The organism is Pseudomonas sp. GL_103 (assembly GCF_057835175.1).
Map to the genome: position 1 here is coordinate 1,247,808 of NZ_CM174420.1, position 17,360 is coordinate 1,265,167.

Consider the following 17,360-nt stretch of genomic DNA (forward strand, 5'->3'; position numbering starts at 1 on the left):
TAGGTTCTTAGCCGCCCGGATTTTTGCTGGAGACCTGCTGATGACCGATATTGATGCACGCTTGCGCGAGGACGTTCACCTGTTGGGTGAGCTGTTGGGCAACACCATTCGTGAGCAATATGGCGATGGTTTTCTCGACAAGATCGAGCAGATCCGCAAGGGCGCCAAGGCTGACCGGCGCGGCTCCATGGACGCCGAACTCAGCGCCAGCCTCAATCAGCTGAGCGAAGACGAATTGCTGCCGGTGGCGCGGGCGTTCAACCAGTTTCTCAACCTGGCGAACATCGCCGAGCAATATCAGTTGATTCACCGCCGCGAGGAATCCCAGGAAGCGCCGTTCGAATCCCGGGTGCTGCCGGAGTTGCTCGCACGCCTGCGCGCCGAGGGACATGGCGCCGACGCGCTGGCCCGGCAACTGGGCCGGCTGGAGATCGAGCTGGTACTCACGGCGCACCCTACCGAAGTTGCACGCCGCACACTGATCCAGAAGTACGACGCCATCGCCGCGCAACTGGCGGCTCAGGATCACCGTGACTTGACCAGTGCCGAGCGCGAGCAGATCAAGACCACCTTGCAACGCCTGATCGCCGAAGCCTGGCACACCGAGGAAATCCGCCGCACGCGCCCGACGCCGGTGGACGAAGCCAAGTGGGGTTTCGCGGTGATCGAGCATTCGCTGTGGCAGGCCATTCCCAATTACCTGCGCAAGGCCGATCAGGCCCTGTACGCCGCCACCGGCCTGCGCTTGCCACTGGAGGCGGCACCGATTCGCTTTGCCTCGTGGATGGGCGGCGACCGCGACGGCAACCCGAACGTGACGGCGGCTGTTACCCGGGAAGTTTTACTGTTGGCGCGCTGGATGGCGGCCGATTTGTACCTGCGCGATGTCGATCGCCTTGCCGCTGAACTGTCGATGCAGCAGGCCAGCGATGAGTTGAAGGCCAAGGCGGGAGACAGCGCCGAACCGTACCGGGCAGTGCTCAAACAGCTGCGCGATCGCCTGCGGGCAACGCGTAACTGGGCACACGCCGCGTTGTCGACGCCAGCGCCGGCACCCGCCGACGTGCTGCAAGACAACCGCGAACTGCTCGATCCACTGGAGCTTTGCTACCACTCCCTGCACGAGTGCGGCATGGGCGTGATCGCCGACGGGCCGCTGCTCGATTGCCTGCGGCGGGCAGTGACATTCGGTCTGTTCCTGGTTCGTCTGGATGTACGCCAGGACTCGTCGCGGCACACCGCGGCGATGACCGAAATCACCGACTACCTCGGCCTGGGTCGCTACGAGGACTGGAGCGAGGAAGAGCGTATCGCCTTCCTGATGCGCGAATTGAGCAATCGTCGTCCCCTGTTGCCGACGTACTTCAAGCCTTCTGCCGACACCGCCGAGGTGCTGGCGACCTGCCGGGAAATCGCCGCTGCGCCGCAGGCGTCCCTCGGTTCCTATGTGATTTCCATGGCCGGTGCGGCTTCCGATGTACTCGCCGTGCAGTTGTTGCTCAAAGAGTCCGGCGTGTTGCGGCCGATGCGCGTGGTGCCGCTGTTCGAAACCCTGGCCGACCTCGACAACGCGGGGCCGGTGATCGAGAAGCTGCTGCTGTTGCCGGGCTATCGCGCACGCCTGCAAGGGCCGCAGGAAGTGATGATCGGCTACTCCGACTCGGCCAAGGACGCCGGCACCACCGCGGCGGCCTGGGCGCAGTACCGGGCGCAGGAGCGCCTGGTGGATATCTGCCGCGAACAACAAGTCGAGCTGCTGTTGTTCCACGGTCGCGGTGGCACCGTGGGGCGAGGCGGCGGCCCGGCCCATGCGGCGATCCTGTCGCAGCCACCGGGTTCGGTGGCGGGGCGTTTCCGCACCACTGAACAGGGCGAAATGATTCGATTCAAGTTCGGCCTGCCGGACATCGCCGAGCAAAATCTCAATCTGTACCTGGCCGCCGTGCTGGAGGCGACTTTGCTGCCTCCGCCGCCACCTACGCCTGAGTGGCGCCATTTGATGGACGAACTGGCCGCGGATGGTGTCAGCGCCTACCGCGCCGTGGTGCGGGAAAACCCGCAGTTCGTGGAGTATTTCCGCCAGTCCACGCCGGAACAGGAACTCGGTCGTTTGCCGCTGGGCAGTCGTCCGGCCAAGCGCCGGGCCGGGGGGATCGAAAGCCTGCGGGCGATTCCGTGGATCTTCGGCTGGACCCAGACACGCCTGATGCTGCCGGCCTGGCTGGGTTGGGAGGCGGCCCTGAGCAAGGCGCTGGAGCGTGGCGAAGGCGAACTGCTGGGGCAAATGCGCGAGCAGTGGCCGTTCTTCCGCACCCGCATCGACATGCTCGAAATGGTCCTGGCCAAGGCCGATGCCGATATTGCGCAGTCCTACGATGAGCGTCTGGTGGAGCCGAATCTGTTGCCATTGGGTGCGCACTTACGCGACCTATTGTCGCAGGCGTGCACCATCGTTCTCGGCCTGACCGGGCAGTCGCAGCTGCTGGCACATAGCCCAGCGACCCTTGAGTTCATCCGCTTGCGCAACACCTACCTCGACCCGCTTCATCTATTGCAGGCCGAGTTGCTGGCCCGTTCAAGAGTGCAGGACGTGGCGCAGGGCAGCCCGGTAGAACAGGCCTTGCTGGTGTCTGTGGCGGGGATTGCCGCCGGTTTGCGTAACACCGGCTAAGGTTTTTGCCGTGGGGTCAGGCATCCGGCAGGTGAGTCGGATGCCGCCATATGACGGGTTGAAAAGTGCTGTCAGGCGACAGTTAATGATGGGGTTGCGACTTGGGAAACTGTGCGCAATGGTCGCAAGAGGCAGCGGTTTCTCCGACTTTTGGCGTCTTGTGTGGGCGCAGCCTGCTGTGTATCTTGATCAGCCTTTGACCGTTTGGGCGGTCACGACCCTATTTTTGAGATTGGCCCCACGAGGCGAATCTGACGTTATCCATATAAAAAATTGAGGAGCACATCGATGCGCGTCATTCTGCTGGGAGCTCCCGGGGCCGGTAAAGGTACTCAGGCTAAGTACATCACCGAAAAATTCGGCATTCCGCAAATCTCCACCGGCGACATGTTGCGTGCAGCGGTCAAGGCCGGCACCGAACTGGGCATCAAGGCCAAGAGCATCATGGATGCCGGCGGCCTGGTGTCCGATGACCTGATCATCGCACTGGTCAAAGACCGCATCGCCCAGTCCGACTGCGCCAACGGTTTCCTGTTCGACGGCTTCCCGCGCACCATTCCCCAGGCTGAAGCCCTGGTGACTGCCGGCGTTGAACTGGATGCCGTGGTTGAAATCGCCGTTGAAGACGAAGAAATCGTCCAGCGTATCGCCGGTCGCCGTGTTCACGAGGCCAGCGGCCGCGTGTACCACATCGTCTACAACCCGCCGAAAGTGGCTGGCATTGACGACGTCACCGGTGAAGAGCTGGTTCAGCGCAAGGACGACACCGAAGAAACCGTGCGTCATCGCCTGTCGGTCTACCACTCCCAGACCAAGCCGCTGGTGGAGTTCTACCAGACGCTGTCGGCTGCCAATGGCAAACCGAAGTACAGCCACATCGAAGGCGTCGGTTCGGTTGAAGCGATCACCGCCAAGGTGCTTGCAGCCCTGAGCTGAAAAACCTGATCCGCTGCATCATCCACGGCCCGCTTGCGGGCCGTAGTTGTTTATACTGACGCACTTTTTTCTGATCTCTCTTGTGGATACATCGATGAGCACCTTGCTGGCCCTGGACACCGCGACTGAAGCTTGCTCCGTTGCCTTGCTGCATGACGGCAAGGTCACGAGCCATTACGAGGTGATCCCGCGCCTGCACGCGCAAAAGCTGTTGCCGATGATCAAGCAATTGCTGGCCGATGCGGGCACCACGCTGCAAGCGGTCGATGCCATCGCGTTCGGCCGTGGCCCGGGTGCCTTCACTGGCGTGCGCATTGCCATCGGCGTGGTGCAAGGCCTGGCGTTTGCCCTGGATCGTCCGGTGCTGCCGGTGTCGAACCTGGCTGTGCTGGCGCAACGTGCGCTGCGCGAACACGGCGCCACTCAGGTCGCCGCCGCCATCGATGCACGCATGGATGAAGTGTATTGGGGTTGCTACCGCGAAACGGCCGGGGAGATGTGCCTGGTGGGTGCGGAAGCGGTACTGCCGCCGGAGTCCGCTGGATTGCCGGCCGATGCCGACGGCGAATGGTTCGGCGCGGGCACCGGTTGGGGTTATGGCGAGCGTATCGCTGTCAGCCTGAGCGGGCAGGACGCGGGCATGTTGCCACACGCCGCAGACCTGCTGACCCTGGCGCGATTTGCCTGGGAACGCGGCGAGGCGATCGTGGCCGATGAGGCGCAGCCGGTATATCTGCGTGACAAGGTGGCGACGCCCAAGGCGCGTTAAGCCTTTACAGATCGCAGCCTGCGGCAGCTCCTACAGAAGATCGCATTTCCCTGTAGGAGCTGCCGCAGGCTGCGATCTTTTCCAGGCACCACCAATCGTCTTTTTCTAACCTCAGCTTTTAAACCTTTTGCCTTTTATGTGTTCTAGTTATCACTCGGCGGTTTGCGAAGTGGGTTTTGCGCCACTAAACTGCCATCACTGATTCCGAGTATGCACGTATGCGTATAGACGGCGTTTCCTCTCAGTCCTACCCCATCAAGCGCAAACTTCGCAAAGGCCGCGTGGTGGAAGACGACGCCATTGATATCGAAGGCGAGCTGGAATTCCCGACTGAAGAGCAACTGGCTGCCCGCGCCGCCAAAGCCTCTGCGCAAAAACTGAGCAATCTTCCCGCCCGTCAGCAAGACCTGATTTACCACCGTGCCATGAGCAAAAGCGTGGCGACAGCCCTGGCCAGCTACCTGAGCACCGCCGGTTTCGTCGATTGGGAAGCGGATGTGCTGGGTCTCGACCTGTACATCTGATGTTGCTGCCGTATTACCTCGGTTGTCCGTCCTGGAGCGAAAACGCCTGGCGCGACTACCTGTATCCGCCGGAATCCAGACCCGCCGATTTTCTTGATCTCTATTGCCAGGTTTTCAATGCCGTGGAAGGCAACACGACCTTCTACGCGAGCCCGGCTGCCAGCACCGTGCAGCGTTGGGCCGAGACCATGCCCGAACACTTTCGCTTCACCGCCAAGTTTCCCGGGGAGATCAGCCACGGTGGCGATCTGCGCGAGCAGTTGACCGCCGCCGAAACCTTCCTGCAATTGCTCAGCCCGTTGGGTGAGCGCGTGTCGCCGTTGTGGTTGCAACTGTCGAAAAGCTTCACGCCCCAACGTTTGCCTGAGCTGGCCGGGTTTATCGATGCCCTGCAGCGACCTCTGGCCGTGGAAGTGCGGCATGACGAGTTTTTCGCCAAGGGTGACAGCGAACGCATGCTCAACCGCCTGCTGCTGGATCGCGGAGTCGAACGTATCTGTCTCGATCCCCGTGCGCTGTTCAGTTGCACCTCGACCGAGCCCTCGGTGCTCCACGCCCAATCGAAGAAACCCCGTGTGCCGCCGCGCCCTGCGGCATTCACGCAATTCCCGCAGGTGCGTTTTATCGGCCATCCGACGCTTGAGGCCAACGATGCGTTCCTGGAGCCATGGGTCGAGAAAATCGCGTTATGGATCGAAGTAGGCCGAACTCCGTACATCTTCCTGCACACGGCCGACAACCTGCTGGCCGCGAAACTGGCGCAGCGTTTTCACGCCCGGCTGATGCTGCGTTTGCCTGGCTTGCCGGCGCTGCCTGAGCTATACAGAGAGCCCGTCGCCGAGCAACTTGGCCTGCTCTGAGGCGGACTCTTTTCCCTCTTCAGGAGCCTGCCCAATGGATGCGCAAACCCTTCGAGCCCAGGCGTTCAAAGCCCTTCACGAACGCCCCGGGGCTTTTGTGATTCCCAATCCGTGGGATGCCGGTTCAGCGAAAATGCTCGCCAGCCTCGGCTTCGAGGCGCTGGCGACCACCAGTGCCGGTTATGCCTTTTCCCAGGGTCGTGCCGATGGCGGACTGACCCTCGACGATACCCTGATGAACGTTCAGGCGATTGTCGCCGCCACCGACCTGCCGGTTGCCGTGGACCTGGAAAACGGCTTTGCCGACAACCCGGCCGACTGCGCGAAAAGTATCTTACGCGCGGCAGAGGCCGGAGCCGTCGGTGGTTCGATCGAAGATGCCACCGGCCGCGAAGAAGGCCCGATCTACTGTTTCGAACACGCCGTGGCGCGCATCGAAGCCGCTGTGGCGGCCGCTCGCAGTCTGCCGTTCCACTTTACGTTGACTGCCCGGGCGGAAAACTTCCTGCACGGCAAGCCTGATCTGGCCGACACCATCCGCCGCTTGCAGGCATTCGCCGAGGCCGGTGCCGATGTGCTCTACGCACCCGGCCTGCGCAGCGCTGAGGATGTGCTGGCGGTGGTGCGCGCCGTGGCGCCCAAACCGGTGAATGTGTTGATGTCGGGCGGCTTGAAGCTGACGGTCGCGCAGTTGGGTGAGATGGGCGTCAAACGCATTAGCGTGGGCTCGGCGCTGGCATTGGCGGCCTATGGTGAATTCTTCCGCGCCGCCGAAGAAATCCAGACGTCAGGCACGTTCGGTTTCACGTCCCGGTCGATGCCGTATCAGAAGGCCAATCAGTTTTTCAAAGGCTGAGGGAAGAGGGCGCGGTTGAGGATCAGGCGGCGATGCGCAGGTTCTGCAGGATGATTGGGCGCGCCCAGCCATTGTCGAAATCGAGTTGTTTCTGCTGCTCCACCCGTTCTTCTGGCGAGAACGGCGGGAACGGCTTGTCGAGCAGATCGAGTTCGAACTCGGCGATGGGCAGGTGCAGCGGACGCGCTTGCGGTGCAGGGCCAGCTTCTGGCACCGGCTGACTGGCGTTCAATACGATCGGGCGAACCCAGCCGCTTTCGAAGTCCTGCTGTTTTTGCTGAGCGACGATTTCATCCGCGGGGAACGGGGGGGACGGTTTGTCGGCCAGGTCCATTTCGAATTCGGCAATCGGCAGGAACAGCGGCTCGGGCGGGCGGATTACGTTGTCCTTCACGTCGCACTCGCGCTGGGACACGATGTGCGCCAGCAGGTCGCTGCCGACCGTGGGTTCAACAGGACTTTCGAGGTCGACCGGTGGAAAATTCAGGGATTGCGGCAGCACTTCACCCGACTGTTCGGCCAGCGCTCGGGCAAAGAAATCCTGCCAGATGTGGCTGACGCCGCTCAGTGCCTGGGTGTTTCGCAGGTTGTAGTCGCCGTAGGGCGAGATAAAACCTGTGATTGTGGGTTGAATGTCTGACATTTCTCTCGGTCGACGCTCAGCTCTGGCAAAATGCTCGATAGTTTTGTTATCGGCAGTTTTTGCCGATCATTAATTTTTTGAGCGTGTTTTCCGATGATTGATCAACCTGCGGCCTGCCGCATCCATGTCCAGGCCCTCGACGCGGCTTTCGAGCCACAAGCCGAGCAATGGGCCGAGCGCCTGGGCTTGCCAATGCAAGTGGCGGACGGCGAATTTGCCTTGCAGGTAGGCGACCAGGGATTGCAGTTGCAACAGCTGGGGCCGGATGCGCCCGGCCCGGTGCGGGTGGACTTCGTCGAAGGCGGTGCGGCCCATCGCCGGTTGTACGGCGGTGGCAGCGGACAAATGATCGCCAAGGCCGTTGGCGTCGCCCAAGGTGTGCGCCCGCGGGTGCTGGACGCCACGGCGGGGCTGGGCAAGGACGCGTTCGTGCTGGCCAGCCTCGGTTGCGAGATGAGCCTGATCGAGCGTCAGCCGCTGATCGGTGCCTTGCTGGAGGACGGCCTGGCCCGTGGCGCGGAAGATTTCGAGGTGGCGCCGATCGTGGCGCGCATGCGCTTGCTCAAGGGCAATTCGATCGAGGTCATGCGCAACTGGGAGGGCGAACCGCCCCAGGTGATCTACCTTGACCCGATGTTCCCGCACCGTGAGAAAACCGCGCTGGTGAAGAAGGAAATGCGCCTGTTTCGGCCGCTGGTGGGCGATGACCCGGATGCGCCGGCATTGCTTGAGGCCGCGTTGGCCCTGGCCAGCCACCGGGTGGTGGTCAAGCGTCCGCGCAAGGCGCCGTGCATCGACGGGCCGAAACCGAGTCATGCGCTGGATGGCAAGTCCAGTCGGTATGACATCTATCCGAAAAAAGCGTTGAAGCCCTGAACAGATCGCAGCCTTCGGCAGCTCCTACATCCGGGCGATGTGAACCCGATCCTGTAGGAGCTGCCGCAGGCTGCGATCTCTTTGCAAGCAACACTTTTTCTATTTTAATCAGGGCCGATAAGCCCGCATAAACAACCCCACCACTTCCCGCACATGGCTCTCCGCCTCTTCGCCAACCAGCGGTTCTCCGCAGCCATACAGCAAACGGAAATTCCCGGCGCCCTTGAGCAGGCAGAAGAAGTGCTCGGCCGCGTTGTGCGGCTTGTCGATGCGTAGCACACTACTTTCATCGATCTTGCTCAGCAGGCGCTCCATCCCATGCAGCATGCGCTCCGGCCCGGCTTCGAAGAATATCTGCGACAGCTTAGGGTCCTGGCTGCCCAGGGTCATCATCAAACGGTGCAGGTTCACTGATTCATCACTGTTGATCAGATGATGAAAACCGCGCGCGATGTTCAGCAGCACGGTTTCCACGGCCACGCCTTCCGGCAGTTCGAAGAACAGCGGTGGCAACTGTTCCTCGCACTTGGCCACCACAGCGGCGGAGAACAATGTCTCCTTGTCGTTGAAGTGGCTATAGACCGTCAGCTTCGACACACCGGCCTCGGCCGCGACGGCATCCATGCTGGTATTGGCATAACCCTTACTCAGAAACAGCGCTTTGGCCGCATCGAGAATCGCCCGGCGCTTGACCAGATCCTTGGGTCTGCCTGGGCCATTAGGTGCTGAAAGATTGTTTGGCATATTCGTTTTTATTACTGGACTGGTGAGTTTGCTATTAATAACATACTGCTCAGTATAATTATTCAAAGCACCATTAGCGAAAGGTCCTTCACCATGTTCCGCTATGCCTTGCCCCTCGCGTTGCCAGTCACCCTGGCTTTTTTATTGTCTGCGTGCGGTCATGAAGAGGCGTCGCAGGTTAGCGTGCGCCCGGCCATGGTGGTCCAGCCAGAGCCTTCGGCGCAGGCCATGGAAAGCTATCCCGGTGAAGTTCGCGCGCGGTATGAGCCGGACCTGGCGTTCCGTATCGGCGGCAAAGTCAGCCGACGACTGGTCGAGGAGGGGCAGCGGGTCAAGGCCGATCAACCCTTGGCGGAGCTCGACCCCCAGGACGTGCGCCTGCAACTGGAAGCCACCCGGGCCCAGGTTGCCGCCGCTGAAGCCAACCTGAACCTCGTGCGTTCCGAACGTGATCGCTACAAGACCCTGATGGAGCGCCAAATGGTCAGCCGCTCGCAGTACGACAACGCCGAAAACCTCTACCGCTCCGGCGAAGCGCGCCTCAAGCAAATCAAAGCCGAATTCAACGTTTCCAATAACCAGGCCAGCTACGCCGTGTTGCGTGCGCCGCAGGACGGCGTCGTGGCCAAGCGCCTGGTGGAAGTCGGGCAAGTCGTGGCTGCCGGGCAAACGGTGTTCACACTGGCAACCGATGGCGAGCGTGAAGTCTTGATCAGCCTGCCGGAGCAGAACTTCGGCCGCTTCAAGGTCGGTGAGCCGGTGTCGGTGGAACTCTGGACCCAACCCGATCAGCGATTCGAAGGGCGTATCCGTGAACTGTCGCCATCGGCTGATCCAAAATCGCGTACCTTCGCGGCTCGCATTGCCTTCAGTTCCGGCAAGGTTCCTGTCGAACTGGGCCAGAGTGCCCGAGTGTTCGTGCAGGCCGCCGACGTGGTTCCATTGTCCGTTCCGCTGTCTGCGCTGACGGCGGAAAACGGCGTGACCTATGTCTGGATCGTCAGCGCCAATAACACCTTGAAAAAGGCCCCGGTGCGGATCGGTGCCTTTGGCGAGAAAACCGTACCGGTGCTTGAAGGGCTCAACGCCAGCGACTGGGTGGTGGCCGCCGGTGTCCATGTGCTTCTCGAAGGGCAGCAGGTGCGCCCGGTGGATCGCTCCAATCGCGTGGTCAATCTGGCGGACAAGGAGTAAGCCCCGATGCGCTTCAACGTTTCCGAATGGGCGCTGCGTAATCGCCAGATCGTCCTGTTCCTGATGCTGTTGCTGGCGGTTGTCGGCGCACTTTCCTACACCAAGCTCGGCCAGAGCGAGGATCCGCCGTTCACCTTCAAGGCCATGGTGATTCGCACCAACTGGCCGGGGGCGACCGCCGAGGAAGTCTCGCGCCAGGTCACCGAACGCATCGAAAAGAAGCTGATGGAAACCGGCGAATATGACCGGATCGTGTCGTTCTCTCGCCCCGGCGAATCCCAGGTGACCTTCATCGCTCGCGACTCCATGCACTCGGTGGAGATCCCGGAGCTCTGGTATCAGGTGCGCAAGAAGATCAGCGACATCCGTCATACCTTGCCGCCGGGAATTCAGGGGCCGTTCTTCAACGATGAATTCGGCACCACTTTCGGCAATATCTACGCCCTGACCGGCGAGGGCTTCGACTACGCCGTGCTCAAGGATTACGCCGACCGCATCCAGATCCAGCTGCAACGGGTCAAGGATGTGGGCAAGGTCGAACTGCTGGGGTTGCAGGACGAGAAAGTCTGGATCGAACTCTCCAACGTCAAGCTCGCCACCCTCGGCTTGCCGCTGGCTGTCGTCCAGCAAGCCCTTGAAGAACAGAACGCGGTGTCCACGGCAGGTTTCTTCGAAACCAGCAGCGAGCGATTGCAGCTACGGGTGACGGGGAATTTTCAGACGGTCGACGAGATCAAGAACTTCCCGATCCGCGTCGGTGATCGCACCTTCCGCATCTCCGACGTGGCCGACGTGCGCCGTGGTTTCAATGACCCACCGGCGCCGCGCATGCGCTTCATGGCGCAAGACGCCATTGGCCTCGCGGTGGCGATGAAGGACGGCGGTGACATTCTGGTGCTGGGCAAGGCGCTGGAAATCGAGTTCGCCCGCATCCAGAAAAACCTCCCGGCCGGTATGCAGCTACGCAAAGTCTCCGACCAACCGGCGGCGGTGAAAACCGGTGTCGGCGAGTTCGTGCAAGTGCTGGTCGAGGCGCTGGCCATTGTGTTGCTGGTGAGCTTCTTCTCCCTCGGCGTGCGCACCGGCATGGTGGTGGCCCTGGCGATTCCGCTGGTGCTGGCGATGACGTTCGCCTGCATGTATTACCTCGGCATCGGCCTGCACAAGATCTCCCTCGGCGCGCTGGTACTGGCCCTGGGTTTGCTGGTGGACGACGCGATCATCGCCGTGGAAATGATGGCGATCAAAATGGAGCAGGGCTTCGACCGGGTCAAAGCCGCGAGTTATGCCTGGACCAGTACTGCGTTCCCGATGCTCACCGGTACGCTGATCACCGCGGCCGGCTTCCTGCCGATTGCCACGGCGCAATCGGGCACTGGTGAATACACCCGTTCGATCTTCGAGGTGGTCACCATCGCGCTGTTGGCGTCGTGGGTGGCCGCGGTGGTGTTCGTGCCGTACCTCGGGGAAAAACTCCTGCCGGACCTGGCGAAGATTCATGCCGCCAAGCACGGTGCCGGCCAGCCCGATCCGTATGGCACGCCGTTTTATCAGCGCGTCCGGCGTCTGGTGGAGTGGTGCGTGCGCTGGCGCAAAACCGTGATCCTGGCGACCGTGCTGTTGTTCATTGGCTCTATCGTGCTGTTCCGCTTTGTGCCGCAGCAGTTCTTCCCGGCATCGGGTCGCCTGGAGTTGATGGTCGACCTGAAACTGGCCGAAGGCGCTTCGCTGAGCAACACCGCCGACGAGGTCAAACGCCTCGAAGTGCTGCTCAAGGACAAGGCCGGGATCGACAATTACGTAGCCTATGTCGGTACCGGTTCGCCGCGTTTCTACCTGCCGCTGGATCAGCAACTGCCGGCGGCGAGCTTCGCCCAGTTTGTCGTCCTGGCGAAAACCATCGAAGAACGGGAAGCCCTGCGCACCTGGTTGATCTCAACCCTCAACGAGCAATTCCCGGCTCTGCGTTCGCGGGTCACGCGCCTGGAAAACGGTCCGCCGGTTGGCTATCCGGTGCAGTTCCGCGTGACCGGGGAGCACATCGAGGAAGTGCGGGCGCTGGCGCGCAAAGTCGCAGCCAAGGTTCGCGAGAACCCGCATGTGGTCAACGTCCACCTGGATTGGGAAGAGCCGAGCAAGGTGGTGTACCTGAACATCGATCAGGACCGTGCGCGGGCGCTGGGCGTGAGCACGGCGAACCTGTCGAGGTTCCTGCAAAGCTCCCTGACCGGTTCCAGCGTCAGCCAGTACCGTGAAGACAACGAGTTGATCGAGATCCTGTTGCGCGGCACCTTGCATGAGCGCACCGAGTTGTCGTTGCTGCCGAGCCTGGCAGTGCCGACCGATAACGGTCGCAGTGTCGCGCTGTCGCAGATCGCGACCCTGGAGTACGGCTTCGAGGAGGGCATCATCTGGCACCGTAACCGCCTGCCTAACGTGACGGTTCGCGCCGACATCTATGGCAAGGAGCAACCGGCGACGCTGGTGCAGCAGATCATGCCGACCCTCGATTCGATCCGCGCTGAATTGCCGGATGGCTACTTGCTGGATGTCGGCGGCACGGTGGAAGACTCGGCGCGCGGACAGAACTCGGTGAAGGCCGGGGTGCCGCTGTTCATCGTGGTGGTGTTGACCTTGCTGATGCTGCAGCTGCGAAGTTTCTCGCGCACGGCGATGGTGTTCCTGACCGCACCGCTGGGGTTGATCGGGGTGACGCTGTTTCTGTTGGTGTTCCGTCAGCCGTTCGGTTTCGTGGCCATGCTGGGGACTATCGCGTTGTCCGGGATGATCATGCGTAATTCGGTGATTCTGGTGGATCAGATCGAGCAGGATATCGCGGCGGGGCTCAAGCCTTGGCAGGCGATCATCGAGGCGACGGTGCGGCGGTTCCGGCCGATTGTGCTGACGGCGCTGGCGGCGGTGTTGGCGATGATTCCGTTGTCGCGCAGTGTGTTTTTCGGGCCGATGGCGGTGGCGATCATGGGGGGGTTGATTGTGGCCACGGCGTTGACGCTGCTGTTTTTGCCTGCCCTTTATGCTGCCTGGTTTCGGGTTCGCAAAGAGTCGGTTTGAGGGGTTGACCTTGGCGGCCTTCGGGCCGACCAGGTTCATGGGGATTTTTGTTGGCCGTGTGAATGAGTACATATCCATTGCTGCGGTAACGGTCACTTAGGGTTTCGCCCTTACGGCGAGTCACTTTTAACAAGCGCCTTAAAAGTAACCAAAAGCGCTCGCCCCTTACGTACGGCCCCTCGCTGAGGCTCGGCGTTCCTTCGCTCCGGCATTCATCCGAGGGCATTGCCCTCCGGTCGGCTTCGCTTCGACCTACATGCAATGAGTTCGACTGCGTCGAACGGCGCTGCGCGCCAATCCCCGGATGAACACCTCCACTCAGCCTTCCGAGGGGGCGGGTGGATCAAGATCAAGAGCTGCAGGCGAGCTAACGCTCGGCCTGATGAGTGGTGAGAAGCGTGGGTGTACGCCGATCTGCTTTGCTCTTCTGTGGGAGCGGGCTTGCTCGCGAAGGCGGCCTGTCAGCCGACCCATTTCTACCGAATGTACTCGGTCAAATTGTGGGAGCGGCGGTGCGGCGATCCGACTTGCCTGCGAAGGCGGCCTGGCAGCCAACCAATCCCTCACAGATGCACCCGACTCAATTGTGGGAGCGAGCTTGCTCGCGATGGCTGCCCAACAGTCAACAATGTTTTTCGCCCAAGCCAACCATTCAGACCATTCCCACAAGACTTTCAGCTTGCCCGTCGGAAGCACGATCTCTAGCCTTTACCCGTCGCTGCCAATTCAGCGGCCGGGACTGCAAGCCCGCGAATAGTCGTTAGGCGCCTACTTTGGGAGCTTCGCAATGATCAATGACAGTCCTGATTACTCTGCCTCCGAATCCGAAAAGCAAACGAGAACTTCATACCGCCCCTGCCCAATTTTCACCATCCGCCCAGGCGTCAATTCCGAAACCCTCCTTGTCCATGCCTATGAAACCCTTGCTTCAGCGAATGTGATGGCAACTGAATTGTCGTCCATCTTGAGCGGGCCAACCTGCAATCTGGCACTCGGCATTCAGCAGATGATTGTCCTGGCGCAGCTTTCGGTGAATCGCGTCCTCGATCAGCTGGATCCGCAGCAATAGCAATAGCAAAAGGAAAAAGCCCGCTGAACCTGTACCAACCAGCGGGCCTTCATTGTTCCTGCATTGATCTCGGCCCCGTCTGATATTGAGGCTAAAAAGCTCAGGTGTTGTACTCGGAGCCCGGTTTTACGCACGTTTGAGACAGCACCATGAAAAACCCACCCACATTGAGGGGCCGGTCCGATCCGGTGTTTGATCGGCTGTTGCGATCGCCCCACAAGGAACGCCTTTCGCAATACCTCGCCTTGCTCAAGCCCCTGGACGATCAGGGGCGTTACCTGCCGTTCGATTCATTGCGCTACCGCTGGGCGCCTGGGCTGGATTCGAACCTGTGCTGGGCCTTGGTCAAGAAAGCGCGGACTGCACAGTATTCGAACCTTTTGCCATTGGGTGAACCGGCGTGCTGGCTGAAATTCATGCTGACGCCGCAGGCGCAAAAAGCCATTTCCGTAGTGGATCGTCAGGCGACAACCGCGGTGCTGGAATACATGACTGGCCAGATTGGCGAGCGCGCTCATTTCAGCTATTTGCTCAATGATCTGATCGAAGACGAGGCCATCAGCAGCAGCCAGCTCGAAGGTGCGGCCACCACGACGCGGGAGGCCAAGGACATGCTTAAACGTCATCGCTCGCCGCGCACGCCGGATGAGCGAATGGTCATCGGTAACTTCAAGATGATGAACTTCGCCTGGGAGCAACGTTACGAGCCACTGAGCGTTGAGCTGATTGCAGCCATGCATCGGGTTGGCGTCGAGGGGATCGACGATTCGCAGTACTCGCCTGGAGCGTACAGGACCAACGATGACGTCGTCGTCCAGGATGGCGAGGGCAACACCGTGCATTCGCCACCGCCTGCAACAGGGCTCGTGTCACGTTTGCAGGTACTGACGAAGTGGATCAACCAACCCCACAACAACCCTCATCAAGCGAACTACCTTCATCCATTGATCAAAGCCATCGCGCTGCATTTTGTCCTGGGTTACGAGCATCCTTTTCGCGACGGCAACGGTCGGGTAGCGCGCGCGTTGTTTTACTGGTTCATGTTCAAAAATGACTACTCGGCGTTTCGCTACATCGCCATCAGTGTTTTGTTGCGCAATGCGCCGTTGAAGTACGGACGGTCGTATTTGAATACCGAGGCGGATGACCTGGATCTGACGTACTTCATCGATTTCCAGTGTTCGGTGGTGTTGCGGGCTGTGGGCAGTTTTACCGAGGCGTATCGGAAAAGTCTGGAAGATGCGCAGCAATTTGATTGCTGGTTGCGTGAAAGTGGTTTTCTCGATCAGCTCACCGAGAAACAACGTGCGTTGTTTCAAGTGGCCAGGAGCGGAATGGCCAAGGAGTTCACGGCGGTCAACGTGAAGGAGAATCTGGGTTGTTCCTACAACACGGCGTCGGCCACGCTAAATGGGCTGGTCGCGTTGAAGCTGTTCGAGAAACGCAAGATGGGGCGGGAGTGGGTGTTCTTCCTAAGGCCCGTATCAGCGGCCTGAACCTTTGTGGGAGCAAGCCTGCTCCCACAGGTTTTGTGTCGCGGCTCAGAGCGTACCAAACACCTTCTTCGCCAAACTGGTCGCCGCAGCCGCCGGGTTCTGGCGGATGGTTTCTTCCTGTTTGCCGATCATCTCGAACAAGCCATTCAACGCCTGCTCGGTGACGTAGTTTTCGACGTTGGCATTCTTCGCATCCACTACGCCCATTGTCGCTGCTTGCCCGGCGAACGAGTTGTACTGCTGGGCCAGGCCAACCTTGTCGGTGGCTTGCTTGACGATCGGCAGGAACTTGGCGCGGATCTGTTCGCGGCTGGTCTTGCTCAGGTATTGGGTGGCCGAGTCGTTGCCGCCGCTGAGGATGCCCTTGGCGTCTTCCACGGTCATTTTCTTCACGGCATCGACGAGGATGGGCTGGGCCTGGGTCACGGCGGTTTCCGCCGCTTTGTTCATGCTGGCTTCCAGTTCATCGACCTGGTCACCCATGCCGAATTGTTTCATCTTGCTTGCGACCTTGCCCAGCTTGCCTGGCAGTTCGATTTTCACGTCCGGGTCGTTGCTGAAGCCACCCGGGGTGCCGAGTTGTTTGACGGCCAGTTGCGCGCCTTGGGTCAGTGCGTCCTTGAGTCCGCCGGTGGCGTCTTTCTGCGACAGGTCGGTGAGGGACAGCGCCAGGGCGTTGGCACAGATCATCAAGCCTGCGCACAGGCCGGCAAAGCGGAGGGTAGGGCGGAGCATGGCAGCTTCCTTGTTCAAAAAAGAGAATTAGCGAACGGCGTCGACGCGGATTTTCAGCGGTTGCGGGTCCTTGCCATCAAGCTGCACGGCATGGTTTTCGGTGGTGATGAACATCAGCTTGCCGTCGACTTCGATGCGCGCGCTGACCGAGTAGCGATGGCCTGGTTTGACCTGCGCCGGATCGTAACTCAGATGAAATGGCAGTGGCACCTGGCCTTTGACCTGATCTTTCTGTTCGTCGAGGACAATGGCGGGTGCGTCGGTCAGAGACACGTCCTGCAAGCTCACGCTCAGGGTGGCGGTGGGCGGCAGGGCGCTGCGTTGCAGGTAGAAGACTTCGCCGTCGAGGCTGGCTTTCGGGGCAGGTTGCATGGATTGGCAGGCGCCGAGCAAAACCGTAAGCCCGAGGAGAGAGAGTTTTTTCATGAGGCGGATCCTTGTCATTGGCGCCTGAAGAAGACCGGCGCCAACGACAATTTAACGGATTTTTCCAGCAATATCGCTCAACACCCTGTTAATCGGTGGGTAACGAAGTTGTCGATTTCGGAAATGGCATTACGCAGACACGATCGACCCGTACTTCCTGTGGTTGCACGCAGCTGCCATCCAGCAACACCGGATGGTTTTCAATAGTCATGTACAGCACTTCGATACCGTCGGCGATTCGTGCGCTGATAGCATAACTATGACCGGGCAAGACATCGGATGCCTTATACTTCAGAGTGAAGTCCAACCCTGCAACGTCTGCGTTGGGCTTCACGTGCACGGCGATTTGGGCTGGTGCGTCAGCCAGGCTGACATCCAGCAGTTCGACGCTTACCGTTGAGTAAGGCCCCAACTCGATCTCTTGCGGGCAGTACACTTTGCCGCTGATAGTCTTTGCCAGTTCGCTGCTCATTTTGATTTCCTTATCCA

At 60.5% G+C, this 17,360-nt stretch carries 16 protein-coding genes; 11 read left to right on the forward strand and 5 right to left on the reverse strand.

Going from position 1 to position 17,360, the window contains the following annotated elements; all coding sequences use genetic code 11:
* Nucleotides 1–40 precede the first annotated feature (40 nt).
* The 6 genes from ppc to AC3IP0_RS05565 all read left to right on the forward strand — a co-directional run bounded on the left by ppc (nt 41) and on the right by AC3IP0_RS05565 (nt 6,616).
* Nucleotides 41–2,671, forward strand: a complete 2,631-nt coding sequence (ppc, locus tag AC3IP0_RS05540; protein WP_489326837.1) for a phosphoenolpyruvate carboxylase — start codon at nt 41–43, stop codon at nt 2,669–2,671.
* Between the two features lie 288 nt (nt 2,672–2,959).
* Nucleotides 2,960–3,607 carry an adenylate kinase gene (adk, locus tag AC3IP0_RS05545; RefSeq protein ID WP_489326838.1) on the forward strand — a complete coding sequence of 216 codons (648 nt, stop codon included), beginning with the start codon at nt 2,960–2,962 and terminating at the stop codon, nt 3,605–3,607.
* 94 nt (nt 3,608–3,701) lie between these two features.
* Entirely contained in the window at nt 3,702–4,376 is a 675-nt protein-coding gene (gene tsaB / locus AC3IP0_RS05550; protein ID WP_489318566.1) for a tRNA (adenosine(37)-N6)-threonylcarbamoyltransferase complex dimerization subunit type 1 TsaB, read from the forward strand.
* A gap of 218 nt (nt 4,377–4,594) precedes the next feature.
* A complete protein-coding gene (locus AC3IP0_RS05555) occupies nt 4,595–4,900 on the forward strand; it encodes a hypothetical protein (RefSeq protein ID WP_489318567.1) in 306 nt (101 codons plus the stop codon).
* Complete coding sequence (locus AC3IP0_RS05560; protein WP_489318568.1) at nt 4,900–5,760, forward strand: DUF72 domain-containing protein; 861 nt, start codon at nt 4,900–4,902, stop codon at nt 5,758–5,760. Before AC3IP0_RS05555 ends, AC3IP0_RS05560 begins: the two co-directional genes overlap by 1 nt.
* A 34-nt stretch (nt 5,761–5,794) precedes the next feature.
* Nucleotides 5,795–6,616 (forward strand): isocitrate lyase/PEP mutase family protein, encoded by an 822-nt coding sequence (locus tag AC3IP0_RS05565; protein WP_489318569.1) that lies wholly within the window; start codon nt 5,795–5,797, stop codon nt 6,614–6,616.
* A gap of 22 nt (nt 6,617–6,638) precedes the next feature.
* Here the strand turns inward: AC3IP0_RS05565 and AC3IP0_RS05570 are convergent, their stop codons facing one another.
* Nucleotides 6,639–7,259, reverse strand: coding sequence for an energy transducer TonB (locus AC3IP0_RS05570; RefSeq protein WP_489318570.1), 621 nt, complete (start codon nt 7,257–7,259; stop codon nt 6,639–6,641).
* Between the two features lie 93 nt (nt 7,260–7,352).
* Here AC3IP0_RS05570 and AC3IP0_RS05575 point away from each other — a divergent pair, with 93 nt between their 5' ends.
* Entirely contained in the window at nt 7,353–8,135 is a 783-nt protein-coding gene (locus AC3IP0_RS05575; protein WP_489318571.1) for a class I SAM-dependent methyltransferase, read from the forward strand.
* Nucleotides 8,136–8,243: 108 nt separating this feature from the next.
* Here the strand turns inward: AC3IP0_RS05575 and AC3IP0_RS05580 are convergent, their stop codons facing one another.
* Nucleotides 8,244–8,879, reverse strand: coding sequence for a TetR/AcrR family transcriptional regulator (locus tag AC3IP0_RS05580; RefSeq protein ID WP_489326839.1), 636 nt, complete (start codon nt 8,877–8,879; stop codon nt 8,244–8,246).
* Between the two features lie 93 nt (nt 8,880–8,972).
* Between AC3IP0_RS05580 and AC3IP0_RS05585 the strand changes: the two genes are divergently transcribed.
* The 4 genes from AC3IP0_RS05585 (at nt 8,973) to AC3IP0_RS05600 (ending at nt 15,710) form a co-directional block, all read left to right on the forward strand.
* Nucleotides 8,973–10,073 carry an efflux RND transporter periplasmic adaptor subunit gene (locus tag AC3IP0_RS05585; protein ID WP_489318573.1) on the forward strand — a complete coding sequence of 367 codons (1,101 nt, stop codon included), beginning with the start codon at nt 8,973–8,975 and terminating at the stop codon, nt 10,071–10,073.
* 6 nt (nt 10,074–10,079) lie between these two features.
* Nucleotides 10,080–13,145 carry an efflux RND transporter permease subunit gene (locus AC3IP0_RS05590; RefSeq protein WP_489318574.1) on the forward strand — a complete coding sequence of 1,022 codons (3,066 nt, stop codon included), beginning with the start codon at nt 10,080–10,082 and terminating at the stop codon, nt 13,143–13,145.
* A gap of 787 nt (nt 13,146–13,932) precedes the next feature.
* Entirely contained in the window at nt 13,933–14,214 is a 282-nt protein-coding gene (locus tag AC3IP0_RS05595; RefSeq protein ID WP_223458798.1) for a DUF6124 family protein, read from the forward strand.
* Between the two features lie 149 nt (nt 14,215–14,363).
* Complete coding sequence (locus AC3IP0_RS05600) at nt 14,364–15,710, forward strand: Fic family protein (protein ID WP_489326840.1); 1,347 nt, start codon at nt 14,364–14,366, stop codon at nt 15,708–15,710.
* Nucleotides 15,711–15,755: 45 nt separating this feature from the next.
* Here the strand turns inward: AC3IP0_RS05600 and AC3IP0_RS05605 are convergent, their stop codons facing one another.
* The 3 genes from AC3IP0_RS05605 to AC3IP0_RS05615 form a co-directional block, all read right to left on the reverse strand.
* A complete protein-coding gene (locus AC3IP0_RS05605; RefSeq protein WP_489318576.1) occupies nt 15,756–16,445 on the reverse strand; it encodes a DUF4197 domain-containing protein in 690 nt (229 codons plus the stop codon).
* Between the two features lie 27 nt (nt 16,446–16,472).
* Nucleotides 16,473–16,871, reverse strand: coding sequence for a YbaY family lipoprotein (locus tag AC3IP0_RS05610; RefSeq protein WP_489318577.1), 399 nt, complete (start codon nt 16,869–16,871; stop codon nt 16,473–16,475).
* An 88-nt stretch (nt 16,872–16,959) separates the two neighbouring features.
* Nucleotides 16,960–17,343, reverse strand: coding sequence for a YbaY family lipoprotein (locus AC3IP0_RS05615; protein ID WP_489318578.1), 384 nt, complete (start codon nt 17,341–17,343; stop codon nt 16,960–16,962).
* Nucleotides 17,344–17,360 lie beyond the last annotated feature (17 nt).

Bases quoted from the DNA above. Each gene is read 5' to 3' on its own strand.
- ppc (WP_489326837.1), top strand. From the start codon at position 41: ATGACCGATATTGATGCACGCTTGCGCGAGGACGTTCACCTGTTGGGT.
- adk (WP_489326838.1), top strand. From the start codon at position 2,960: ATGCGCGTCATTCTGCTGGGAGCTCCCGGGGCCGGTAAAGGTACTCAG.
- tsaB (WP_489318566.1), top strand. From the start codon at position 3,702: ATGAGCACCTTGCTGGCCCTGGACACCGCGACTGAAGCTTGCTCCGTT.
- AC3IP0_RS05555 (WP_489318567.1), top strand. From the start codon at position 4,595: ATGCGTATAGACGGCGTTTCCTCTCAGTCCTACCCCATCAAGCGCAAA.
- AC3IP0_RS05560 (WP_489318568.1), top strand. From the start codon at position 4,900: ATGTTGCTGCCGTATTACCTCGGTTGTCCGTCCTGGAGCGAAAACGCC.
- AC3IP0_RS05565 (WP_489318569.1), top strand. From the start codon at position 5,795: ATGGATGCGCAAACCCTTCGAGCCCAGGCGTTCAAAGCCCTTCACGAA.
- AC3IP0_RS05570 (WP_489318570.1), bottom strand. From the start codon at position 7,259: ATGTCAGACATTCAACCCACAATCACAGGTTTTATCTCGCCCTACGGC.
- AC3IP0_RS05575 (WP_489318571.1), top strand. From the start codon at position 7,353: ATGATTGATCAACCTGCGGCCTGCCGCATCCATGTCCAGGCCCTCGAC.
- AC3IP0_RS05580 (WP_489326839.1), bottom strand. From the start codon at position 8,879: ATGCCAAACAATCTTTCAGCACCTAATGGCCCAGGCAGACCCAAGGAT.
- AC3IP0_RS05585 (WP_489318573.1), top strand. From the start codon at position 8,973: ATGTTCCGCTATGCCTTGCCCCTCGCGTTGCCAGTCACCCTGGCTTTT.
- AC3IP0_RS05590 (WP_489318574.1), top strand. From the start codon at position 10,080: ATGCGCTTCAACGTTTCCGAATGGGCGCTGCGTAATCGCCAGATCGTC.
- AC3IP0_RS05595 (WP_223458798.1), top strand. From the start codon at position 13,933: ATGATCAATGACAGTCCTGATTACTCTGCCTCCGAATCCGAAAAGCAA.
- AC3IP0_RS05600 (WP_489326840.1), top strand. From the start codon at position 14,364: ATGAAAAACCCACCCACATTGAGGGGCCGGTCCGATCCGGTGTTTGAT.
- AC3IP0_RS05605 (WP_489318576.1), bottom strand. From the start codon at position 16,445: ATGCTCCGCCCTACCCTCCGCTTTGCCGGCCTGTGCGCAGGCTTGATG.
- AC3IP0_RS05610 (WP_489318577.1), bottom strand. From the start codon at position 16,871: ATGAAAAAACTCTCTCTCCTCGGGCTTACGGTTTTGCTCGGCGCCTGC.
- AC3IP0_RS05615 (WP_489318578.1), bottom strand. From the start codon at position 17,343: ATGAGCAGCGAACTGGCAAAGACTATCAGCGGCAAAGTGTACTGCCCG.